The following is a 19,608-nucleotide window of genomic DNA, read 5'->3' as shown; positions in this document are numbered from 1 at the left end:
ATGCAATCGCCGATATCTGCGACCTCTACTCACCCGAAGAATGCTGGAATTACTTCACTGCTGCCGGATATGTCGCAGGTTAAAGGCGGGACGCTTTAACCGGGAATATTTCCTATGTTTCGAGACAAGTCAAACAGAACGCCGAGGCCCTGCTCATGAAACATTTCCCGGTTTTCCTGTCCGTCGAGGGCCGCCGCATCATCCTGTCGGGCGGTGGCGAGGCGGCGCTGGCCAAGCTGCGCCTGATCCTCAAGACCCAAGCGCGCATCGAGGTCTTTGCCCAGGCCCCTGCCCCGGAGATCGTCGCCTGGGCGAAAGACAACCGCCTGACCCTCCATCGCCGTGCGCTCGCCGCCGGGGATGCGCGCGGCGCAGTTCTGTTCTATGCGGCTGACGAGGACAGCGCCGAAGACGCCCGCACCGCCGCCATCGCCGAGGCCGAAGGCGTGCTGGTCAATATCGTCGATAACCTCGAGGACAGCCGCTTCATCACCCCGGCCATCGTCGATCGCGACCCCGTGACCGTGGCCATCGGCACCGAAGGCGCGGCCCCCGTGCTGGCGCGCGCGATCAAGGCCGACCTCGAAGCGCGCCTGCCCGCCACGCTTGGCCCGCTCGCCCGGATCGGCAAGGCGTTTCGCGCCGTCGCGGATATCCTGCCGATGGGCCGCGCGCGGCGCGATTTCTGGAGCGAGTATTATTTCGATACCGGCCCGCGCGCCATCTGCGAAAGTGGCGAACATGGGGTCAAACCGGCGCTTGAACGCCTGCTTGCGCGCCATAGCGCCGCACCGGCCAGCCGCCCCGGCCACGTCGCATTCGTCGGCGCCGGCCCCGGCGATCCGGACCTGCTGACACTGAAGGCGCGCAAGGCGCTCGATACGGCTGACGTGGTGATTCATGATCGCCTGGTGACACAAGGAATCCTTGAACTGGCCCGCCGCGAAGCGATCCTGATCGACGCGGGCAAGCAGGGTTTCGGCCCCTCCATTTCGCAAGGCGAGATCGACAGCCTGATCGTCGCCCATGCACGGGAAGGCGCGCAGGTCGTGCGCCTCAAGGGGGGCGATCCGACGATGTTCGCGCGCCTTGACGAAGAGATCGACGCCATCGAGAACGCCGGGATCGCCTGGCATATCGTGCCCGGCATCACCGCCGCCTCGGCCAGTGTCGCCGCCATCGGCCAGAGCCTGACAAAACGCCAGCGCAACGGCGCGGTCCGCTTCCTGACGGGGCATGACATGAAGGGCTTTGCCGATCACGACTGGCGCGCCCTGGCCCGCCCCGGCGAGATCGCCGCGGTCTATATGGGCAAGGCCGCGGCCCGGTTCATCCAGGGCCGACTGCTGATGCATGGCGCCGATCGCGCCACCCCGGTCACGGTGATCGAGAACGCCTCGCGCCCCGATCAGCGCATCCTCTCCACGACGCTTGGCCAATTGCCACGCGATCTGGCGCAGGGCATCTGGGATGGTCCCGCGCTCACCTTTTACGGGCTGGCCCCGCGCGCCGCGCAGGCCGCCCTTTCCCATGCCGAACAGGAGCTTGCCTGACATGCCCCGCGCATTCACTCCCAAGGTCGTCACCGCCAACGCCCTGCTCGAGGGCGACGTGGTTTACCTCACCGCCGATGATCGCTGGACGCGCGATCTGGCGCAGGCCGAGCTGATCACCGACGAGGCCCATGCACAGCTGCGTCAGCTCATGGCCGAAGGTCAGCCCGATCAGGTGGTCGGCGTCTATCTTGCCGATGTCACCGACGGCCCGAATGGCCCCGAACCCACCCATTTTCGCGAGGATTTCCGGCGCAGCGGTCCCTCCAACTACCGCCACGGCAAACAAGCGGAGCTTTCCGATGTATGATTACAGCGAATTCGACGCCGCCTTCGTCGCCGCGCGCAACCGCCAGTTCCGCCAGCAGGTGGAGCGCCGCGTCAGTGGCGCGCTGACCGAGGACGAGTTCAAGCCGCTGCGCCTTATGAACGGGCTTTACCTGCAACTGCACGCCTACATGCTGCGCGTCGCCATTCCCTACGGCACGCTCGACAGCGCCAAGATGCGCCAACTGGCCTATATCGCGGAACGCTGGGACAAGGGTTATGGCCATTTCACCACCCGCCAGAACATCCAGTACAACTGGCCAAAGCTGCCCGATGTGCCGGATATGCTGGATGCGTTGGCGGAGGTCGGGATGCATGCCATCCAGACCAGCGGCAACACCATCCGCAACGTCACCGCCGACCATTTCGCGGGCGCCGCCGAGGACGAGATCGCCGACCCCCGCCCGGTCGCAGAACTGATCCGGCAATGGTCCACCGACCACCCGGAATTCCAGTTCCTGCCGCGCAAGTTCAAGATCGCCGTCACCGGCAGCCCCAATGACCGTGCCGTCATCAAGGCACATGACATCGGCCTTCAGATCGTCACGCGCGGCACAGAACAGGGCTATCGCGTGATTGTCGGCGGCGGCCTCGGGCGCACGCCCATGATCGGCAAGGTGCTGAACGATTTCATCACCCAGGACGATCTTCTGCCCTATCTGGAATCCATCGTCAGCGTCTGGAACCAGATCGGACGGCGCGACAACAAGTACAAAAGCCGCATCAAGATCACCGTCCATGAACACGGCATCGACGATATCCGCGCCCGCGTCGCCGAACGGTTCAAGCTGGTGCGCCCCGCCTTCAGCGGCGTCGATCTTGCGCTTTTCGAAGAGATCAAGGCCGCTTTTGCCCCACCCGCCTTTCGCAAGGCCGGCACCGAAAGCTTTGATACGGCCTACAGCGCCGACCCGGTTTTCCGTGCCTGGGCCGATACGAACCTCGCGACGCATCGCGCGCCCGGCTACGCCATCGTCCAGATCAGCCTCAAGGCGCATGGCGCCACCCCCGGCGATGCCACCGCCGCGCAGATGCGCGTGATGGCCGACCTCGCCCAGTTCTACGGCCATGACGAGCTGCGCATCAGCCACGAACAGAACGTGATCCTGCCGCATGTGCATAAATCCGACCTGCCCGCGCTTCATGCCATCCTGAAACGACATGGGCTGGCCACCGCCAATATCGGCCTCATTTCGGATATCATCGCCTGCCCCGGCATGGATTACTGCGCCCTCGCCACGGCGCGCTCGATCCCCATCGCGCAGGAAATCGCCACCCGCTTCGACGAATTGAAGCTGGAACACGAAATTGGTGAGTTGAAGATCAAGATATCGGGCTGCATCAATGCCTGCGGGCATCACCATGTCGGCCAGATCGGCATTCTCGGGCTCGACCGTGCCGGTGTCGAGAACTACCAGATCACCCTTGGCGGCGATCATACGCAGGACGCGGCTCTCGGGCAGCGCACCGGGCCGGGTTTCTCGGCCGACGACATCGTGCCCGCTATCGAGCGCATCATCGAGACATATCTCGATTATCGCCAGGACCGGCAGGAAACCTTCCTGCAAACCTACCGCCGCATTGGGATGGAGCCCTTCAAATCCGCGCTTTACGAAAAGGTCCGCGCCCATGCAGCCGAGTGATCCCGCATCCCGCGTGGCCGCGCTCAATGCGCGCTATCGCCACCATTCGGCCAGCGACGTGCTGCGCGCCGCGCTGCACGATTCCGAGGCCGGAGACCTCGCGCTGGTCTCCAGCTTCGGGGCCGAATCCGTGGTGCTCTTGCACATGGTGGCACTGGCGCGGCGCGAGACACCGGTGCTTTTCATCGACACCGAGATGCTTTTTGCCGAGACGCTGGTCTACCAACAGGAGCTGGCCGAGCGTCTGGACCTGCGCGACATGCGTATCATCCGCGCCGATGCCGCCGATCTTGATGCGCGCGACCCCGATGCCACGCTGCACCGCACCGCACCCGATGCCTGCTGCGCACTGCGCAAGACCGCGCCGCTGCAACGCGCGCTCAAAGGGTTCGACGGCTGGGTCACCGGGCGCAAGCGCTACCAGGGCCAGACCCGCGCCCGCCTCGAATTCTTCGAGGCCGAACCGGGCACCGGCCGCATCAAGGTCAACCCCCTGGCTCATTGGGCGCCCGGCGATATCCGCACCTACATGGAGGAAAACCGCCTGCCCCGGCATCCGCTGGTGGCACGCGGCTACCCCTCGATCGGCTGCATGCCCTGCACCAGCCACGTCAGAAATGGCGAAGACCCCCGCGCAGGCCGTTGGCGCGGGCAGAAGAAGACCGAATGCGGCATTCACTTCGTGAACGGAAAGATCGTGCGACAAGGAGAAAACGCATGAGCATCATCGTCAATGACCACGGCTTTCGCCCCGATGACTGGACCCTCCCGCTCACGGCGCTGGAGGACGCGCGCAGCGGCTACGGCATCGATCTGCCCTCCAGCGCCGATCCGATGGAACTGGCCGGGCGCCTGCCCGAGATACCGCTGATCCGGGTGGATTTTCCCAGTTTCTCGGACGGTCGCGGCTTCACCATCGCGCGGCAGTTGCGCCTGATGGGCTACAAGGGCCGCCTGCGCGCACGCGGTCACGTGATCGCCGATCAATACGCGATGGCGCGACGCGCCGGTTTCGACGAGATCGAGATCCCCGAGGATCTGGCCGCGCGCCAGCCCGAGGATCAGTGGCTCTTCCGCGCCGATTGGCGTGCGCATGATTATCAGGCGCGCATGCGCGGATAAGCTTCCTTTCATCTGACCTGAATCAAAGATTAGTCGCAGGTGTCGGTTTAACCAATCGGCATGTTGGCGTAACGAATGAGATCGGTACAGTGACAAAATCACCCGCAAGGGCCATCAACCCTACCGCCATGCCCGACGCCCGGCGCCAGCCCCGCAAGGCGAAGCCGCCTTTGCGTTCCCTTCCGCGCATCGTCAGGGAGCCAGCCTATGCAGCCGCGTGATCCTGCCGCCCGCGTGGCGGCACTCAATGCCCGTTACAAAGATTACGCAGCCTGCGACGTGCTTCACCACGCGCTGCGCGATCCCGATCTCGGAAAGCTGGCGCTGGTCTCAAGCTTCGGGGCCGAATCCGCAGTGCTCTTGCATATGGTTGAGAAGACGCAGCGCAACCTGCCGATGATCTTCATCGACACGGATTTGCTGTTTGACGAAACACTGGCTTACCAGCAGGAACTGACCGAGCTGCTTGATCTGCAAGACCTGCGCATCATCCGCCCGGATGCCGCGGCGCTGGAGGCGCGCGATCCGGACGAGTCGCTGTGGCAAACCGCTCCCGATGCCTGCTGCGCGCTGCGCAAGACCGAACCGTTGCAACGCGCCCTGTCCGGATTTGACGGCTGGATCACGGGTCGCAAGCGTTACCAGGGCGACACCCGCTCCAATCTCGATTTCTTCGAGGCCGAACCCGAGACCGGCCGCATCAAGGTCAATCCGCTGGTCCACTGGACCCTTGGGGATACCGAAGCCTATATCGAGGAAAACAACCTGCCCCGCCATCCGCTGGTCGCGCACGGTTACCCTTCGATCGGCTGCACGCCCTGCACCAGCAGCGTCAAAACCGGCGAAGACGTCCGCGCAGGCCGTTGGCGTGGCAAGGAAAAATCAGAATGCGGGATTCACATCGTGAACGGAAAGATCACTCGGAAAGGAGACAGCACATGAGCGGAATTCACACCGAATTCATGCGCCTGCCCGAAGATCGTTCGCTTTTCGACCCAGATTGGCCCGCATATCACCATCGCGCGCAGATGCGCGGACAAACCACCCTTCACCTGAGCTGAATCAAAGATTACTTATAGGTGTCGGTCTAACCAGACCGGCAAGTTGGAGCAATGAACGAGATCATGACCGTGACAGAAGCAGCCGCGAAGGCCGTCAAGAAACCCGCCATGCCCGACGCCCAGACGGTCACCGAAGTGACCCACTGGACCGACCGGCTTTTTTCGTTCCGGATGACGCGGCCCGCGACGCTGCGCTTTCGCTCGGGCGAGTTCGTGATGATCGGCCTGATGCAGACCGATGAGAAGACCGGCAAGGAAAAGCCGCTTCTGCGGGCCTATTCCATCGCCTCGCCCTCCTGGGATGACGAGCTGGAATTCTACTCGATCAAGGTGCAGGACGGCCCGCTGACCAGCCGCCTTCAGCATATCCAGCCGGGCGACCAGATCATCATGCGCCCCAAGCCCGTGGGCACGCTGGTGCATGACGCGTTGCTGCCCGGCAAGCGGCTCTGGTTCTTCGCCACTGGCACCGGCATCGCGCCTTTCGCCTCGCTCTTGCGCGATCCCCAGACCTATACCGATTACGAAGAGGTGATCCTGACCCATACCTGCCGCGAAGTGGGCGAACTGGAATATGGCCGCATGCTGATCGACAACATCCGCAACGACGAGCTGCTCGAAGAACTGATCGGCGAAGGGTTCCACGAAAAGCTGCGCTACTATCCCACGACCACCCGCGAGGAAAGCCCCAAGATGGGCCGCATCACAGACCTGATGCGCTCGGGCGAAGTGTTCGAGGATCTGGGCGTCGCGCCGCTCTGCCCCGAAACCGACCGCGCGATGGTCTGCGGCAATCTGGCGTTCAACCTCGAGATCAAGGAGATGCTTGAGGAATACGGGCTGGGCGAAGGCGCGAATTCCGACCCGAAGGAATATGTCGTCGAAAAAGCCTTCCTCGACTGACGCACGCGCGCGGCGCGCCGTTAGATGAAAAAACCCCGCGCCGGTCATCCGGCGCGGGGTTTTCTTTGGGGTCAGTGGCCGCGTTCAGAGATTCAACGCCTCGCGCACGTTATCAAGCGCCGATTTCAGCAGGTCGGGATTGCTTTGCGCCTGTTCCAGCGCGCCTTTCAGCAACGCTTTCTGCGTGCTGCCCAGCTCCGAATTGTCGATCATCTCGGCCACTTTATCCATGTCGAAGCCATCGACGGTCAGCGCTTCATTCACCTCGTCACTGGCCGCGGCGGCAGTTTCACCGGTGCCGTCACCGGCGGCTTCAGCACCATCGGTGGCCTCGGTTGCCATATCCGCGCTGCTATCTGCGGCGGCATCGGCTGACTCGGTTGCCGTGTCGGCGGCTTCGCTGGCAGCGTCGTCCTGCGCCGCCTCGGTTGCGCTGTCGGCGGCGCCTTCTGCGCTTTCGACTGCGGCATCGACGGCGCTTTCGGTGGCCTCTGCGGCCTCCTCGGCGGTCCCGGTCGCGGCATCAACGGCACTGTCGGCGGCTTCGCTCGCGCTGTCGGCAGCTTCGCTCGCGGTGGTCTCGACCGTATCGGCCGCCTCGCCCGCCGCTTCCGCAGCAGCGTCAACCGCATCGCCAGCGGCTTCGCTCGTCGCTTCGCCAGCCTCTTCAACCGTATCGGCCGCCTCGCCCGCCGCTTCCGCAGCAGCGTCAACCGCATCACCGGCGGCTTCACTCGTCGCTTCGGCTGCCTCTTCAACCGCATCCGCAGCATCGCTGGCCGTATCACCCGCCGCGCTCGTGGCATCCTCAAGCGCCTCGGGCGTATCCACGGCGCCGCTCAGATCTTCGCTGATCTCAGTCACCGTCTTTCCAGTGAACAGCATGTAGCCGCCAGCCAGCACCACCAGCGCGACCACGATCCATAGAAGGTTTCTCATTTTCATATTCCCCACGAACGCTACTCCCGGCATTCTGCCGGAACATTGAAAGCACCTGATCACAGATGTGTGTCCGAAAGAAAAGCTGCAAGGGGGAAATACCCGATTATCGGCTCAGAACAGCCTATTTTGCCGCTTGAAACACGCCCCGCGCACGGTTACCTTCCAACTTCAGATTTTGCCAACAACCGAAGGAACGAAGCCATAGCCCGCAGACCGCACAACGCGCCCCCGACGCGCGACACTGGCCCCCGAGTCAACGACAAGATCCGCGCAACCGAAATCCGCCTGATCGGCGCAGAGGGGGAGAACGTCGGCCTCGTGACGCCGGAGCGCGCTATGGAAATGGCCGAAGAGGTCGGTTTGGACCTCGTCGAGATCTCGCCCAACGCCAGCCCCCCGGTCTGCAAGATCATGGATTTCGGCAAGTACAAGTACGAACAGCAGAAACGCGAGGCCGAGGCCCGCAAGAAGCAGAAGATCATCGAGGTGAAAGAGGTCAAGTTCCGGCCCAACACCGACACGCATGACTATGACGTCAAGATGCGCAACGTCCTGAAGTTCCTTGAGAATGGCGACAAGGTCAAGATCACGCTGCGGTTTCGCGGTCGTGAAATGGCCCACCAGGATCTGGGCCGCAATCTGCTGCATCGCGTGGCCGAGGACGTCAAGGACGTCGGCAAGGTCGAGAATATGCCCAAGATGGAAGGGCGCCAGATGATCATGATCATCGGCCCCGCCGCCCGCTAGCGCAAGACGCGCCCTCCGCATCGGGAACCGAACCGGCCCCTCCCGCCCCTGGCGTGGGGGGCTTTTTCATACGCCTGCCCGCGCATCGCGCGGCCCGAACCAAAAGGTCCGACCATGTGGGAAGAACGCTTTTCGACACCCGAGTATGTTTTTGGCCGCGACCCGGCCGCTTTTCTGCTGGATCACGCCGACCTTCTGACACCGGGGGCAAGCGCGCTGTCGGTCGCCGATGGCGAGGGGCGCAATTCGGTCTTCATGGCGCAGCGCGGTATGCACGTCACCGCCCTGGAGTTCTCCCCCTCGGCCATCGCCAAAGCCCGCGCGCTGGCCGCCGAAAAGGGCCAGCGCGTCGATTTTCAGGAAGTGGATGTGCTGGATCATGACTGGCCCGGTCAATATGATCTGGTCGCCGGGATCTTCATCCAGTTCGTCGGCCCGGCCGAACGCCCCGGCCTGTTCGCGGGCATGAAACGCAGCGTTGCGCCCGGCGGGCTGATGCTGCTGCATGGCTACACCCCAAAGCAGGTCGAATACGGCACCGGCGGCCCGCCCAACCCGGAGAATATGTATACCGGGGATCTGCTGCGCGACAGCTTCGCGGGATGGGAAATCGTGCTCTGCGAAAGCTACGAGCGCGACATCCGCAAGGGCAGCGGCCACGCCGGGCGCTCGGCGCTGATCGACTTCGTGGCGCGCAGGCCCCCGGGGGGCTGACACCCGCGGGGCGAGGCCTCAGGGCGCGGCGGGCTCCAGCACGGTGATCCCCACCGCCGCCGCCCGCGCCAGCGCGGGATCAAGCGACATCGGAATATACTCGCCCCGCCGCCAGAGCTGCGCCAGATCATCGTAATGGCGCGACAGGAAATGCCCCGACTGGCCGGTCGAGATGATAAAGACGCTGCTGTCTGGATCGGCGAAATCATAGACCCCGCGATAGCCGGCGCCATGCACGTTCTGGAACGGATCGGGTCCGATGCCGCGCGTGCGCCCGCGTTGCAGCGTATTGTCGCCCCCCGAGGTGGATTGGCGGATATTCACGAAATAGCGCAACAGCGGCACCTCGCCCAGAACCTGATGGTCATGGGCCGCCTGATGCGCGTCGCCCCAACGCAGGCTTTCCAGCGCCGTGCCGTAATGTTCGTTGATCCAGACCAGCGCATCATCCAGCGCCATACGCGCGATATCGGTGCAGGTCTCCACTGGCGAGGATTGCTTGACATCGCACCATGCGGCAGCGCCGTCGATGTCGCGGTAGACGCGCTCGATGAAGACCGGATCCGGATGGGCGAATTCACGCGCCAGCGGCCCCAGTTCGTCACGGATCAACCTGTCCTGAAGCGCGCGCATCCAGGCGGCATAAATCAGCGGTTCAGGCAGATGCTCGTTCATCTCGCCATTCCAGTCTGACAAGAGTGTCAGTGCCCGTTGGCGTTGACGCTCGGGGGTGCCTTCGGGGGCCGCCTCGCCGGTGAACCACAGGTTCGCACCAATCAGCGGCAACAGCGAACGCGCGGTGAAACTGACAGTATCAAGCTGTGCCTCGATGAAACTGTCGCGGGTGTGAACCTCGCGATTCTGCATCAGGCGGCGCCAGCGATGAACCCGCTGCGTATCGCCCCAAAAAAAGCTCACATGCAGCGGAAACGGCCGGTCCACGGTCTTGTTGTTGGTATTGCCCAACACGCCCCCGGCGGGGGCGATGAATTCGGGATTGGCCGAATAGGGGCTGGTCCCCTGCCAGCGGTTCTGGCGCACCCAGCCCCGGGACGGCATGCGCCCCTCGCTTTCATGCCTTGCGTTGCGGCGCGGCATCGCGCCAAGCGTCTTCATGGCGATGGTTTCGTGATCCACAAGCGTCAGGTTCTGCGAAGGCGCGACGTAAAGGCGGCCCGCCTCCAGCGCCTCGTCGACGCTCGACGCGCGCATCACCGCCATCGCCGCGCTCATCGTGGTGTCGTCCTCTGCCAGCGCCGTCCAGGCCAGCGCGGCGACATGCCCCTCGGGCGTGACGCTGGCCAGATCGTAGTGCGACCCTGGCAGCACCGGCCCGTTATCCGTCCAGCGCAGGGTCATGGTGACCGGATCGGCATCCTTGATGCGGATGATGGATTTCTGGGTGCGGAAGGGTTTGAAGCCCTCGGGCGTCCTGTAGCGGGAGGAATCCTCGGGATCGAGCTTCTCGATATAGACATCCTGATCATCCATGTAGGACGATGTGAGGCCCCATCCCAGATCATGGCTGCGCCCGGTCATCACTGCGGGCAGGCCCGGAATGGTTCCACCGATCACGCCGCCGGACTCCAGCTCGAGCCGTGCCAGGTACCAGATCGCGGGCGCGCTGAAGCCCAGATGCGGATCATTGGCCAGCAACGTGCCCCCCGCCGCCGAACGCGAGGGCGCCGCCGCCCAGGCATTCGATGCCCCTGCAAAGGCGCGCGCGTTGAAAGGCGACAGCGGATCGCGCTTGGGCTTGGGCAGCGCCGCGTGGCGCAACGCCTCCGTTCCCGGCACCAGCGCCGCGTAATCGGGCAGCGCCGCGATCCCGCTGCCGGGCGAAAGCGGCATGATGTCCTGAAGCCGCGTTTCGTCGTCCAGCGCCAGCGAGGCGCGCGCATTAAGCACCTCGTTTTCCATATGCGAGGACAGTTGCACCGCCATCAACTTGAGAATCGCCAGTGAATCGGCGGGCTGCCAGGGGGAAATGGGCGCATTGAACATGAACATCTCGGGCGCGCCGCGCCCAAGTGCCGATTCGTTGATCTCGCTCAGGCGCGCATTCACGCCTTGCGCATAGGCATCGAGCGCCATTCGCGTGGCGCTGTCCTGCGCCTCGACCGAATTGCGCGCCAGCCCGTAGATATCGAACCGGCGCATCAGCTTGTCGGTCTCGACGCTTCGCGCGCCGAACACTTCCGAAAGACGCCCCTGCGCGGTGCGGCGCAGCATCACCATCTGCCAGAGCCGGTCCTGCGCATGCGCATAGCCAAGGCCGAAGAACGTGTCCGCATCGCGCGTGCCGAAGATATGGGGCACATTGGCATGATCCCGCACGATCTCCACCGGGGCCGAGACCCCGTCCACCGTCAGGTTCTTGTCGTAATCCGGCAAGGAGCGCGACAGCAGGAAATAAAGCCCCACCACCACCACGAGCGACAGCACCACCGCGCCACCCGCCAGCCGCAGAAGCCATTTGAAAATCGACGCCATGCCCCTACCCGGTTTCACCTTGCATCCCGGCATGGGATAGTCAGAAATCCGCGACGAGACAATGGAAAGGAAGCGACAATGACGAAACTGGCATTTCTGGGGCTTGGCGTGATGGGTTACCCGATGGCGGGGCACCTTCAGGCGGCGGGTCATGACGTCTGCGTCTATAACCGCACAACGGCCAAGGCCGAGGACTGGGTCTCACAGCATGGCGGGCAAAGTGCCCCCACCCCGCGCGAGGCCGCCAGCGGCGCGGATTTCGTGATGGCCTGCGTGGGCAATGACGACGACCTGCGCAGCGTCTGCCTCGGCCTGGACGGCGCCTTCGCCGGGATGAAGGAGGGCGCGATCTTCGTCGATCATACGACGGTTTCGGCCAAGGTGACCGAAGAACTTTACGGCAAGGCGCATGACGACGGACTGAGCTTTGTTGATGCGCCGATCTCGGGCGGTCAAGCGGGGGCGGAGAACGGCCAGCTCTCGATCATGTGCGGCGGCGACCAAACCGCCTATGATGCCGCCGAGCCGGTGATGAACACCTATGCCAAGCTGTGCCGGCGCATCGGCGACTCCGGCGCCGGGCAGATGACCAAGATGTGCAACCAGATCGCCATCGCGGGCCTTGTGCAGGGGCTGTCCGAAGCGCTGCATTTCGCCGAGGAAGCCGGGCTCGACGGGCGCGCCGTTGTCGAGGTCATCAGCCAGGGCGCCGCCGGAAGCTGGCAGATGGCGAACCGCTATGAAACCATGCTGGACGATGCGTTCGAGCACGGGTTCGCGGTGGACTGGATGCGAAAGGACCTCGGGATCTGCCTGGCCACCGCCGAAGAGACCGGCGCCAGCCTGCCGGTCACGGCGCTGGTCGACCAGTTCTACAAGGACGTGCAGAACATGGGCGGCGGGCGCTGGGACACCTCGAGCCTGTTCAAGCGGCTGCGCAAGATGAAGGGCTAGGACAGGAAGGGGGCCTCGGCCCCCTCTTGGCCTTTGGCCAATTCACCCCCGAGGATATTTCACAAACAGAAGAAGGCCCGCGCATGTCATGAGCACGGGCCTTTGTCCTTTCTGGGGTATGTCAGCGATCAGCCCGCGGCGGTAACGGCGCGTTTGGTCATGACGCCCACCAGATGCGCGCGGTAATCGCCCGAACCGTGCAGGTCCGAGATCATGTTGTCGCCCGAAAGGCTCAGCTCGTCGAGCGCTCCGGCCGAGAAGTCGGCGGCCAGCGCCGCTTCGGCCTCGGACCAGCGAAACACGCCTTCTTCCGAGGCGCCGGTCACGGCCACCCGCACGCCATCGGCGTATTTGGCGACGAACACGCCGACCAGCGCGAAACGCGAGGCCGGCTGTTCGAACTTCATGTAGGCGGCCTTTTGCGGCACCGGGAATTTCACCTCGGTGATGATCTCGCCCTCGTCGAGGGCGGTCGCGAACATGCCCTCGAAATAATCGTCGGCGGCGATCTCGCGCTTGTCGGTCACGATGGTCGCGCCCGACCCGAGCGCCGCGGCCGGGTAGCAGGCCGAGGGGTCGTTATTGGCCAGGCTGCCGCCGATCGTGCCGCGGTTGCGCACCGCCGGATCGCCGATATTGCCCGCAAGCGCCGCCAGCGCCGGATAGGCGCCCGCGCCCGCCACGACTTCGGCATGGGTCGTGGCCGCGCCGATGCAGACCCGCCCCGCATCGTCCTCGCAGATGCCCCGGATCTCGTCGATTCCTGTCAGGCTGATGAGCTTCTCGGGGCTGGCAAGGCGCTGCTTGAGGGTCGGAATCAGGGTCTGGCCGCCGCCAAGCGCCTGATTCTCCTCGGAGGCGGCCATATGTTTCACGGCCTCGGCCAATGTGGTCGGGCGTTCGATGTCGAATGCATACATGTCTCTTCTCCTCAGCCCTTGTTCATCGCGTCCCACACCCGCGACGGCGAGAGCGGCATGTCGATATGGGTCACGTCCCGGCCCGCGCGTTGCAGGGCGTCGATCACGGCATTGACCACGGCGGGCGGGCTGCCGATGGCCCCCGCCTCGCCACAGCCCTTCACCCCCAGCGGGTTATGCGTGCAGGGCGTCTGGCAGGAATGATCGACCCGATAGAAGGGCACATCGTCGGCGCGCGGCATGGCGTAATCCATGTAGCTGGCCGACAGGAGCTGGCCATCCTCGTCATAGGCGCAGTTTTCCAGAAGCGCCTGACCGATCCCCTGCGCCAGCCCGCCATGCACCTGGCCTTCGACGATCATCGGGTTCACCACATTGCCGAAATCGTCGGCAGCGGCGAAACCTTCGATCGTGACCTTGCCGGTATCGGGGTCAAGCTCGACCTCGCAGGCATAGGCCCCCGCCGGATAGGTGAAGTTCGCCGGATCATAGAAGGCAGTTTCCTCAAGCCCCGGCTCGATATCCTCGAGCGGGTAGTTATGCGGCACATAGGCCGCCAGCGTGACATCGCCCCAGGCGACCGACTTGTCGGTGCCCGCAACGCTGAACTGGCCGTTCTTCAGCTCGATATCGGCCTCGGAGGCCTCCATAAGATGGGCCGCGATCTTGCGCGCCTTGGCGATGATCTTCTCGGTGGCGCGCACCATGGCCGAGCCACCCACCGCAAGGCTGCGCGAGCCATAGGTGCCCATGCCCATCGGCGTGTTGGCGGTATCGCCATGAACGATCTCGACCATGTTCTCGTCGATCCCGATCATGTCGGCGACCACCTGCGCGAAAGAGGTCTCGTGCCCCTGCCCGTGGCTGTGGCTGCCGGTCATCACCACCAGCCCGCCGGTGGCATTGACCCGCACCGTGGCCGATTCATAAAGCCCGGCGCGCGCGCCAAGCTGACCGACCAGATGCGAGGGCGCGATGCCGCAGGCCTCGATATAGCAATTGACGCCCAGACCGCGCAGCTTGCCGTTCTTCTTTGACTCGGCAAGCCGCGCCTCGAAACCGGCCAGGTCGGCGATCTCCAGCAGCTTGTCCAGCGTGGCATTGTAATCGCCGGTATCATATTCCACCGCAACCGGGGTGGGATAGGGAAACTCGGTGATGAAATTCTGCCGCCGCAGCTCCACCGGATCGACGCCCAGTTCTCGCGCGGCCTTGTCGATCACGCGCTCGAGCTGAAAGGTCGCCTCGGGACGCCCGGCGCCGCGATAGGCATCGACCGGCACGGTATTGGTGAACACCGCCTTCACGTTCACATAGATCAGGGGCGTCTTGTAATTCCCCGCCATCAGCGTGCCATGCAGCCATGTCGGCACCGAGGGCGCGAAGGTCGAGAGATACGCGCCCATATTCGCATGGGTCTCGGTGCGCAGCGCGACGAAATTGTTGTCCTTGTCGAGCGCCAGTTCGATCGTGGTCACATGGTCGCGCCCATGCGCGTCGGTGATGAAGGCTTCCGAGCGCGACGAGGTCCATTTCACCGGCCGGTTGAGCGCCTTTGCAGCGAAGGTGCAAAACGCCTCTTCGGCGTAATGGAAGATCTTCGAGCCGAACCCCCCGCCCACATCGGGCGCCACCACCCGCAGCTTGTGTTCGGGAATGCCCAGCACGAAGGCACCCATCAACAGGCGGATCACATGCGGGTTCTGGCTGGTGGTATAAAGCGTCGATTCCCCGGTCGAGCGGCTGTAATCGCCCACCGCGACACGCGGCTCCATCGGGTTGGCCACAAGCCGGTTGTTCCTGAGTTCGAGCCTGGTGACATGGGCGGCGGATTTGATCGCCGCATCCACCGCCTCGCGGTTCTCCTCGACGAAGCCCCAGTCATAGCAGAGGTTGCTGGTCAGCTCGTCATGCACTTTGGGCGCGCCGTCCTTCAGCGCCGCCTTCATGTCCACGACGGCGGGCAGATCGTCGATATCGACCTCGATCGCCTCGGCGGCGTCGCGGGCCTGTTCGCGGGTCTCGGCCACCACGGCGGCGATCGGGTCGCCCACATGGCGCACCTTGCCCTGCGCCAGTACCGGATGCGCGGGTTCCTGCATCGGGTTACCCTCGCGGTCGGTGATCTGCCAGCCGCAGGGCAGCCCGCCCACCTCGGCGAAGTCAGCGCCGGTGAACACGCGCACAACGCCCGGCATCCCCTCGGCGGCGCTGGTATCCACGTTTTTCAGCGTGCCATGCGCCACGTCCGAGCGCAGGAAATGCACATAGGCCTGACCACGCAGGTCGATGTCGTCGGTGTAATGTCCGGCTCCGGTCAGGAACCGCACATCCTCGCGCCGCTTGCTGCTGGCGCCGATGCCTGAATCCTTGGGCATTGGTAGTCTCCTCCCTCTGGGGGGCGGGTGGCCCCGCCGGTCGTCCTATTGCGCGGCGATCGTGCTCACATCCTGCCCGGATGCGGCCATGATCGCCTTGACGATGTTGTGATAGCCGGTGCAGCGGCAGATATTGCCTTCTAGGTAGTCGCGGATCTCGGCCTCGCTGGGCGTCGGGTTGTCGGCCAGAAGGGCGCGCGCCGACATCACCATGCCCGGCGTGCAAAAGCCGCATTGCAGCCCGTGGTGATCCTGAAAGGCCTGTTGCACCGCGTCCATCGTGCCATCTGGCGCGGCGACGCCCTCGATGGTCAGCACCTCGCTCCCCTCGGCCTCGGCGGCGAACATGGTGCAGGATTTCACCGCCTTGCCGTCCACATGCACGACGCAAGCACCACATTGGCTGGTGTCGCAGCCCACATGCGTGCCGGTCAGGCCCAGGTTTTCGCGCAGGAATTCGACAAGCAGCGTGCGGCCTTCGACCTCACCGGATGCAGGCTTGCCATTCACGGTCATCTTGACCTGTGGCATCGTTTCCTCCCATTTGGCTTTCGTATTGGCTGATGGGAGTTAAGCACGCGCCTCGCCACTTGAGAACCCGGTTTTTCAGTTTGTGCCATCCTCGCGCGGCGCGCGGCTTGTGCCGGGCTGGCGGGGCTGCGGGCGCGTCGGGATTTCCTTGAGCAGGCCGCCCACCCCCATCGCGGCCATTCCGGCACTGTCGAGAGCCACGCCGCAGGCGACGCGCGCCAGCACCCAATCCGCCCCATGCAGCACCGGCGAGCGCGCGCTGCCCGGCAGGCCGATCACCGGCCGCCCGCCGATATCGCCAAGAAACAACAGGTTTCCAGGATCGACAGGCAGACCGAAACGCTCGATCCGCCCGCCCGCGCGGATCAGCGCGCTTGGCGCGGTGTCATGCGGGTCCGAGGTGGCCGAGGCGGTCAGGATCAGCACCACGTCGCCCGACGCCCTGCCGATCGCTTCGGCCAGCGCGGCTTCGTCATGGGCGCAGCGCAGGGTTTCGCACAGGCGCATGCCAAGACCCTTCAGGCGATTCTCCACCGCCTCGATGCCCTTGTCTGCAGGCCCGCCGGGAATTTCCGTCAGGATCAGGCTGGCGCCGCCATATACCGGCGCAGCGAACCGAATCGCGCCGCGCGCATGTTCCGCCGCCGCGTTCAGCGCCGCGCCTGAGACGCCATAGGCGATGATCTTCACCGTCGCCGCCATGCCGCCTGACTGCAACTGATGAAACGGCGCCACCGTCGCCACGGTGATCATCGGGTCCACCGCATTGGCCGCATCGATGCGCGCCGCATCGATCAGCACCACGCCGGGGCCATCCGCGATCAGGTTCACCCGCCCGGTGAAGGGCGCCGTGCAATGGATGCTTCCGGCGCCTTCACACAGGGCCTGCGCCAGCGCATGCGCGGCTTCGTCCTCGTGGATATCCCCGTCTTCCAGCCGCGCGACGCTCACCTCGCGGATACCCGCATCCCGCAATGTCACGATATGCTCCGCATTCAGCACCACGCCCTTGCGTAGCCGCCCGCAAGGCAGCCGCAGCGAATGGGCCAGGATCGCGCCTTCGGCCTCGGCCACGGGCACGGCGCCGAATTTCATGCCCCACGCCTCAACACGCGGGTCACTTCGGCCAGAATGCTGAGCGCGATCTCCGCCGGTCCCGCCGCGCCGATATCAAGCCCCACAGGGCCATGAATGCGGGCGATGGCCGCATCCCCATGCCCCCTCTCGCGCAGCCGCTCGACCCGCTTGGCATGGGTCCGGGTCGAGCCAAGCGCACCGATATAGAAGACGTCACTGCTCAGCGCCTGTTCCAGCGCCGGATCATCAAGCTTGGGATCATGCGTCAGCAGAACCAGCGCCGTGCGCGCATCAAGACCAAAGGCCTGCACCCCCTCGTCGGGCCAGTCATCCCGGATGGTTTCCCCGGGGAAGCGCTCGGCGCTCGCGAAACTCTCGCGCGGGTCGATCAGCAGCGGGTCATAACCCGCGATCCGGGCCATCGGCACCAGCGCCTGCGCGATATGCACGGCCCCCACGATGATCATGCGCAGCGGCGGGTTGTGAATGGCGACAAAAGTCTCGCCATCGGCCTCGAACCCCGAGCGGTCCATGCGGAACCTCTCGTCAAAGCCGTCGCGCGCAAGGCGCGGGGCGGCGGTCATGCCGGTGACATAGGCGATGGGTTCGCGCGCGCCGCGCGCCGCCACCAGTTCTTCCAGCAGCGCCACCGGCATCACCGGGCCGACGGGCTCGACCAGCACCCGTATCGTGCCGCCGCAGGCCAGACCCACGGCGAAGGCATCGCCGTCGCTGACCCCGTATTCCAGCATCACCGGCTTGCCGTCCTCGATCGCATCCATTGCCTCGGCCACGACCGCGCCTTCGACGCAGCCGCCCGAGACCGAACCCGCGATCTCGCCATCGCCCGAAATGGCCAGCTGGCTGCCGACGCGGCGCGGTGCGCTGCCCCATGTCTCGACCACGGTGGCCAGCGCCGCGCCCTTGCCTGCGCGTTGCCACCCAAGCGCGATTTCCGGGATCCTGTCGAACCTGTCCATCTGGCGCCTCCCTCGCCCGGCAATATGGGATGCGCCGCCAGCTTCTACAAACGAAAAAACCCGCCCCCGGCGATGCGCAGGAGGCGGGCGATGTTTCGCGCCTTTGGCGCCAGGCGTTACTCGGCCGGGGCGACGGCCTCGCCGCCGCCGCGCAGGCGTTCGGGCAAGGCGATCGCGATCACCACGAAACCCGCACCGATGACAATGCCCAGGATATCTCCCGGCAAAGTGCTCAGCGCGTCATAGCCCGCGCCCGGAACCTCCCCCAGAGTCAGCTTGCCGCCATCCAGAAGCCCCGCCGATTCCCAGGCCGGATAGGTCATCATGTAGGCCGCCGCGCCCATCAAGCCCCCGGCGATGAAGAACAGCGCGTCCTTGCGCCCCGAGGCCGCCGCGCAGACGCCGGTACCGGGGCAATAGCCCGCCGCGGCCCAGCCCGCGCCCAGCATCAGCCCGCCGATGAACACGCCCGCATAGGCGGCCTTGACGCTCATGTGGCCGACATCGACCAGACCCGCCATCTGCCCGGCGAACATCAGGATCGACCCCGTGCCGATCGCCAGCAGAATGGTCTTCATCAGGTGCAGGTTGGTCAGGGTCAGCATCTTGCCGATCCAGTTGGGGTTGGTGGCGCCGATCCGGTCCAGGACCGCGCCGAAGGCGGCGCCGATCACGATGGCCAGTATAATGGTGGTCATGGCTCAGCCCTCCTGCTTGTACATCATGATGGCGACGGGCAGCGCGGCGGCGAAGGCCCCGGCTGCAAAGACATAGCCCGACACCGCGGTCTGCATCATTCCCGACATCATGTGTCCCGAGGTGCAGCCCCCCGCCAGGCGCGCGCCGTAAAGCACGATGAAGCCGCCAATAAACGCGACGACATAACGCTTGACCGGCGTGTCGCCATAATTGGCATACCAGATCGCGGGCAGCTTGCGCTCATCCGCGCCCACACCGCCACGCGCCATCGCCGACAGGAACGCGCCCAGCGCCATTGCCAGCACGAAAACGAAGCTGTAATTCAGCGGATTGGCAGCATTGCCGGCGTATTTTCCGCCCGATTTCGCCAGATAGGCGTTGGTCGAGCTGTAGCCGTCTTCGGTCTGGGTGATCAGATCGGGGTTCACCGTATCGGCGATGATCGCGTCCAGGATGACGAATTGGGTGGAGACGCCGATCGGCTTCACCAGCAACACCGCCAAGAAGAACACGAGCCCCAGAAGCACCCCACCGGTTTTCCAGTTGAGGACCATTCGGGTTTTC

The 19,608-nt window shown here is 64.8% G+C and carries 20 protein-coding genes; 11 read left to right on the top strand and 9 right to left on the bottom strand.

Features of this window, described 5'->3' with window-relative positions:
• The first annotated feature begins 155 nt into the window (after nt 1-155).
• The 8 genes from cysG to N5A93_RS08575 all read left to right on the top strand — a co-directional run bounded on the left by cysG (nt 156) and on the right by N5A93_RS08575 (nt 6,609).
• Entirely contained in the window at nt 156-1,553 is a 1,398-nt protein-coding gene (gene cysG, locus N5A93_RS08610; RefSeq protein ID WP_268954678.1) for a siroheme synthase CysG, read from the top strand.
• Between the two features lies 1 nt (nt 1,554).
• A complete protein-coding gene (locus N5A93_RS08605; RefSeq protein ID WP_268954677.1) occupies nt 1,555-1,863 on the top strand; it encodes a DUF2849 domain-containing protein in 309 nt (102 codons plus the stop codon).
• Nucleotides 1,856-3,523 carry a nitrite/sulfite reductase gene (locus tag N5A93_RS08600; protein WP_268954676.1) on the top strand — a complete coding sequence of 556 codons (1,668 nt, stop codon included), beginning with the start codon at nt 1,856-1,858 and terminating at the stop codon, nt 3,521-3,523. Before N5A93_RS08605 ends, N5A93_RS08600 begins: the two co-directional genes overlap by 8 nt.
• Nucleotides 3,510-4,244: a phosphoadenylyl-sulfate reductase gene (locus N5A93_RS08595; RefSeq protein ID WP_268954675.1), complete on the top strand. Its 735-nt coding sequence runs from the start codon at nt 3,510-3,512 to the stop codon at nt 4,242-4,244. The genes N5A93_RS08600 and N5A93_RS08595 overlap by 14 nt, the downstream gene beginning before the upstream one ends.
• Nucleotides 4,241-4,645: a DUF934 domain-containing protein gene (locus tag N5A93_RS08590; RefSeq protein ID WP_268954674.1), complete on the top strand. Its 405-nt coding sequence runs from the start codon at nt 4,241-4,243 to the stop codon at nt 4,643-4,645. Before N5A93_RS08595 ends, N5A93_RS08590 begins: the two co-directional genes overlap by 4 nt.
• Before the next feature lie 207 nt (nt 4,646-4,852).
• On the top strand, nt 4,853-5,587 hold the full coding sequence (locus N5A93_RS08585; RefSeq protein WP_268954673.1) for a phosphoadenylyl-sulfate reductase: 735 nt from the start codon (nt 4,853-4,855) through the stop codon (nt 5,585-5,587).
• Nucleotides 5,584-5,706 (top strand): hypothetical protein, encoded by a 123-nt coding sequence (locus N5A93_RS08580; RefSeq protein WP_268954672.1) that lies wholly within the window; start codon nt 5,584-5,586, stop codon nt 5,704-5,706. The genes N5A93_RS08585 and N5A93_RS08580 overlap by 4 nt, the downstream gene beginning before the upstream one ends.
• A gap of 51 nt (nt 5,707-5,757) precedes the next feature.
• On the top strand, nt 5,758-6,609 hold the full coding sequence (locus tag N5A93_RS08575; RefSeq protein ID WP_328405969.1) for a ferredoxin--NADP reductase: 852 nt from the start codon (nt 5,758-5,760) through the stop codon (nt 6,607-6,609).
• Between the two features lie 84 nt (nt 6,610-6,693).
• Here N5A93_RS08575 and N5A93_RS08570 read toward each other — a convergent pair whose 3' ends face one another.
• Nucleotides 6,694-7,527, bottom strand: coding sequence for a translation initiation factor 3 (locus tag N5A93_RS08570; RefSeq protein WP_268954671.1), 834 nt, complete (start codon nt 7,525-7,527; stop codon nt 6,694-6,696).
• A 90-nt stretch (nt 7,528-7,617) separates the two neighbouring features.
• Here N5A93_RS08570 and infC point away from each other — a divergent pair, with 90 nt between their 5' ends.
• Nucleotides 7,618-8,298: a translation initiation factor IF-3 gene (infC, locus tag N5A93_RS08565; RefSeq protein WP_268954670.1), complete on the top strand. Its 681-nt coding sequence runs from the start codon at nt 7,618-7,620 to the stop codon at nt 8,296-8,298.
• 114 nt (nt 8,299-8,412) lie between these two features.
• The gene (locus tag N5A93_RS08560; RefSeq protein ID WP_268954669.1) at nt 8,413-9,012 is read left to right on the top strand and encodes an SAM-dependent methyltransferase; all 600 of its coding nucleotides are present in this window, start codon (nt 8,413-8,415) and stop codon (nt 9,010-9,012) included.
• A gap of 18 nt (nt 9,013-9,030) precedes the next feature.
• On the opposite strand, the gene N5A93_RS08555 is transcribed toward N5A93_RS08560, so the two are convergent.
• Nucleotides 9,031-11,505: a penicillin acylase family protein gene (locus N5A93_RS08555; protein WP_268954668.1), complete on the bottom strand. Its 2,475-nt coding sequence runs from the start codon at nt 11,503-11,505 to the stop codon at nt 9,031-9,033.
• Between N5A93_RS08555 and N5A93_RS08550 the strand changes: the two genes are divergently transcribed.
• Nucleotides 11,398-12,459: an NAD(P)-dependent oxidoreductase gene (locus N5A93_RS08550; protein WP_268954683.1), complete on the top strand. Its 1,062-nt coding sequence runs from the start codon at nt 11,398-11,400 to the stop codon at nt 12,457-12,459. The two genes, N5A93_RS08555 and N5A93_RS08550, sit on opposite strands and share 108 nt — an antisense overlap.
• Before the next feature lie 128 nt (nt 12,460-12,587).
• Here N5A93_RS08550 and N5A93_RS08545 read toward each other — a convergent pair whose 3' ends face one another.
• From N5A93_RS08545 to N5A93_RS08515, 7 genes are all read right to left on the bottom strand, one after another.
• On the bottom strand, nt 12,588-13,379 hold the full coding sequence (locus N5A93_RS08545) for an FAD binding domain-containing protein (protein ID WP_268954667.1): 792 nt from the start codon (nt 13,377-13,379) through the stop codon (nt 12,588-12,590).
• An 11-nt stretch (nt 13,380-13,390) separates the two neighbouring features.
• The gene (locus tag N5A93_RS08540) at nt 13,391-15,757 is read right to left on the bottom strand and encodes a xanthine dehydrogenase family protein molybdopterin-binding subunit (RefSeq protein ID WP_268954666.1); all 2,367 of its coding nucleotides are present in this window, start codon (nt 15,755-15,757) and stop codon (nt 13,391-13,393) included.
• A 45-nt stretch (nt 15,758-15,802) separates the two neighbouring features.
• Complete coding sequence (locus N5A93_RS08535; RefSeq protein ID WP_268954665.1) at nt 15,803-16,288, bottom strand: (2Fe-2S)-binding protein; 486 nt, start codon at nt 16,286-16,288, stop codon at nt 15,803-15,805.
• Between the two features lie 75 nt (nt 16,289-16,363).
• Nucleotides 16,364-17,383 (bottom strand): molybdopterin-binding protein, encoded by a 1,020-nt coding sequence (locus N5A93_RS08530; RefSeq protein ID WP_268954664.1) that lies wholly within the window; start codon nt 17,381-17,383, stop codon nt 16,364-16,366.
• Nucleotides 17,380-18,345 (bottom strand): XdhC family protein, encoded by a 966-nt coding sequence (locus tag N5A93_RS08525; protein WP_268954663.1) that lies wholly within the window; start codon nt 18,343-18,345, stop codon nt 17,380-17,382. The genes N5A93_RS08530 and N5A93_RS08525 overlap by 4 nt, the downstream gene beginning before the upstream one ends.
• A 116-nt stretch (nt 18,346-18,461) precedes the next feature.
• A complete protein-coding gene (locus N5A93_RS08520; protein WP_268954662.1) occupies nt 18,462-19,043 on the bottom strand; it encodes a YeeE/YedE thiosulfate transporter family protein in 582 nt (193 codons plus the stop codon).
• A gap of 3 nt (nt 19,044-19,046) precedes the next feature.
• Nucleotides 19,047-19,598: a YeeE/YedE thiosulfate transporter family protein gene (locus N5A93_RS08515; RefSeq protein ID WP_268954661.1), complete on the bottom strand. Its 552-nt coding sequence runs from the start codon at nt 19,596-19,598 to the stop codon at nt 19,047-19,049.
• Nucleotides 19,599-19,608 lie beyond the last annotated feature (10 nt).

The sequence above is a fragment of the Roseovarius salincola genome (genome assembly GCF_026891095.1).
GTDB lineage: Bacteria > Pseudomonadota > Alphaproteobacteria > Rhodobacterales > Rhodobacteraceae > Roseovarius > Roseovarius salincola.
Note: the sequence above shows the minus strand (reverse complement) of the source record. Positions and strands in the feature narration are given on the sequence as shown.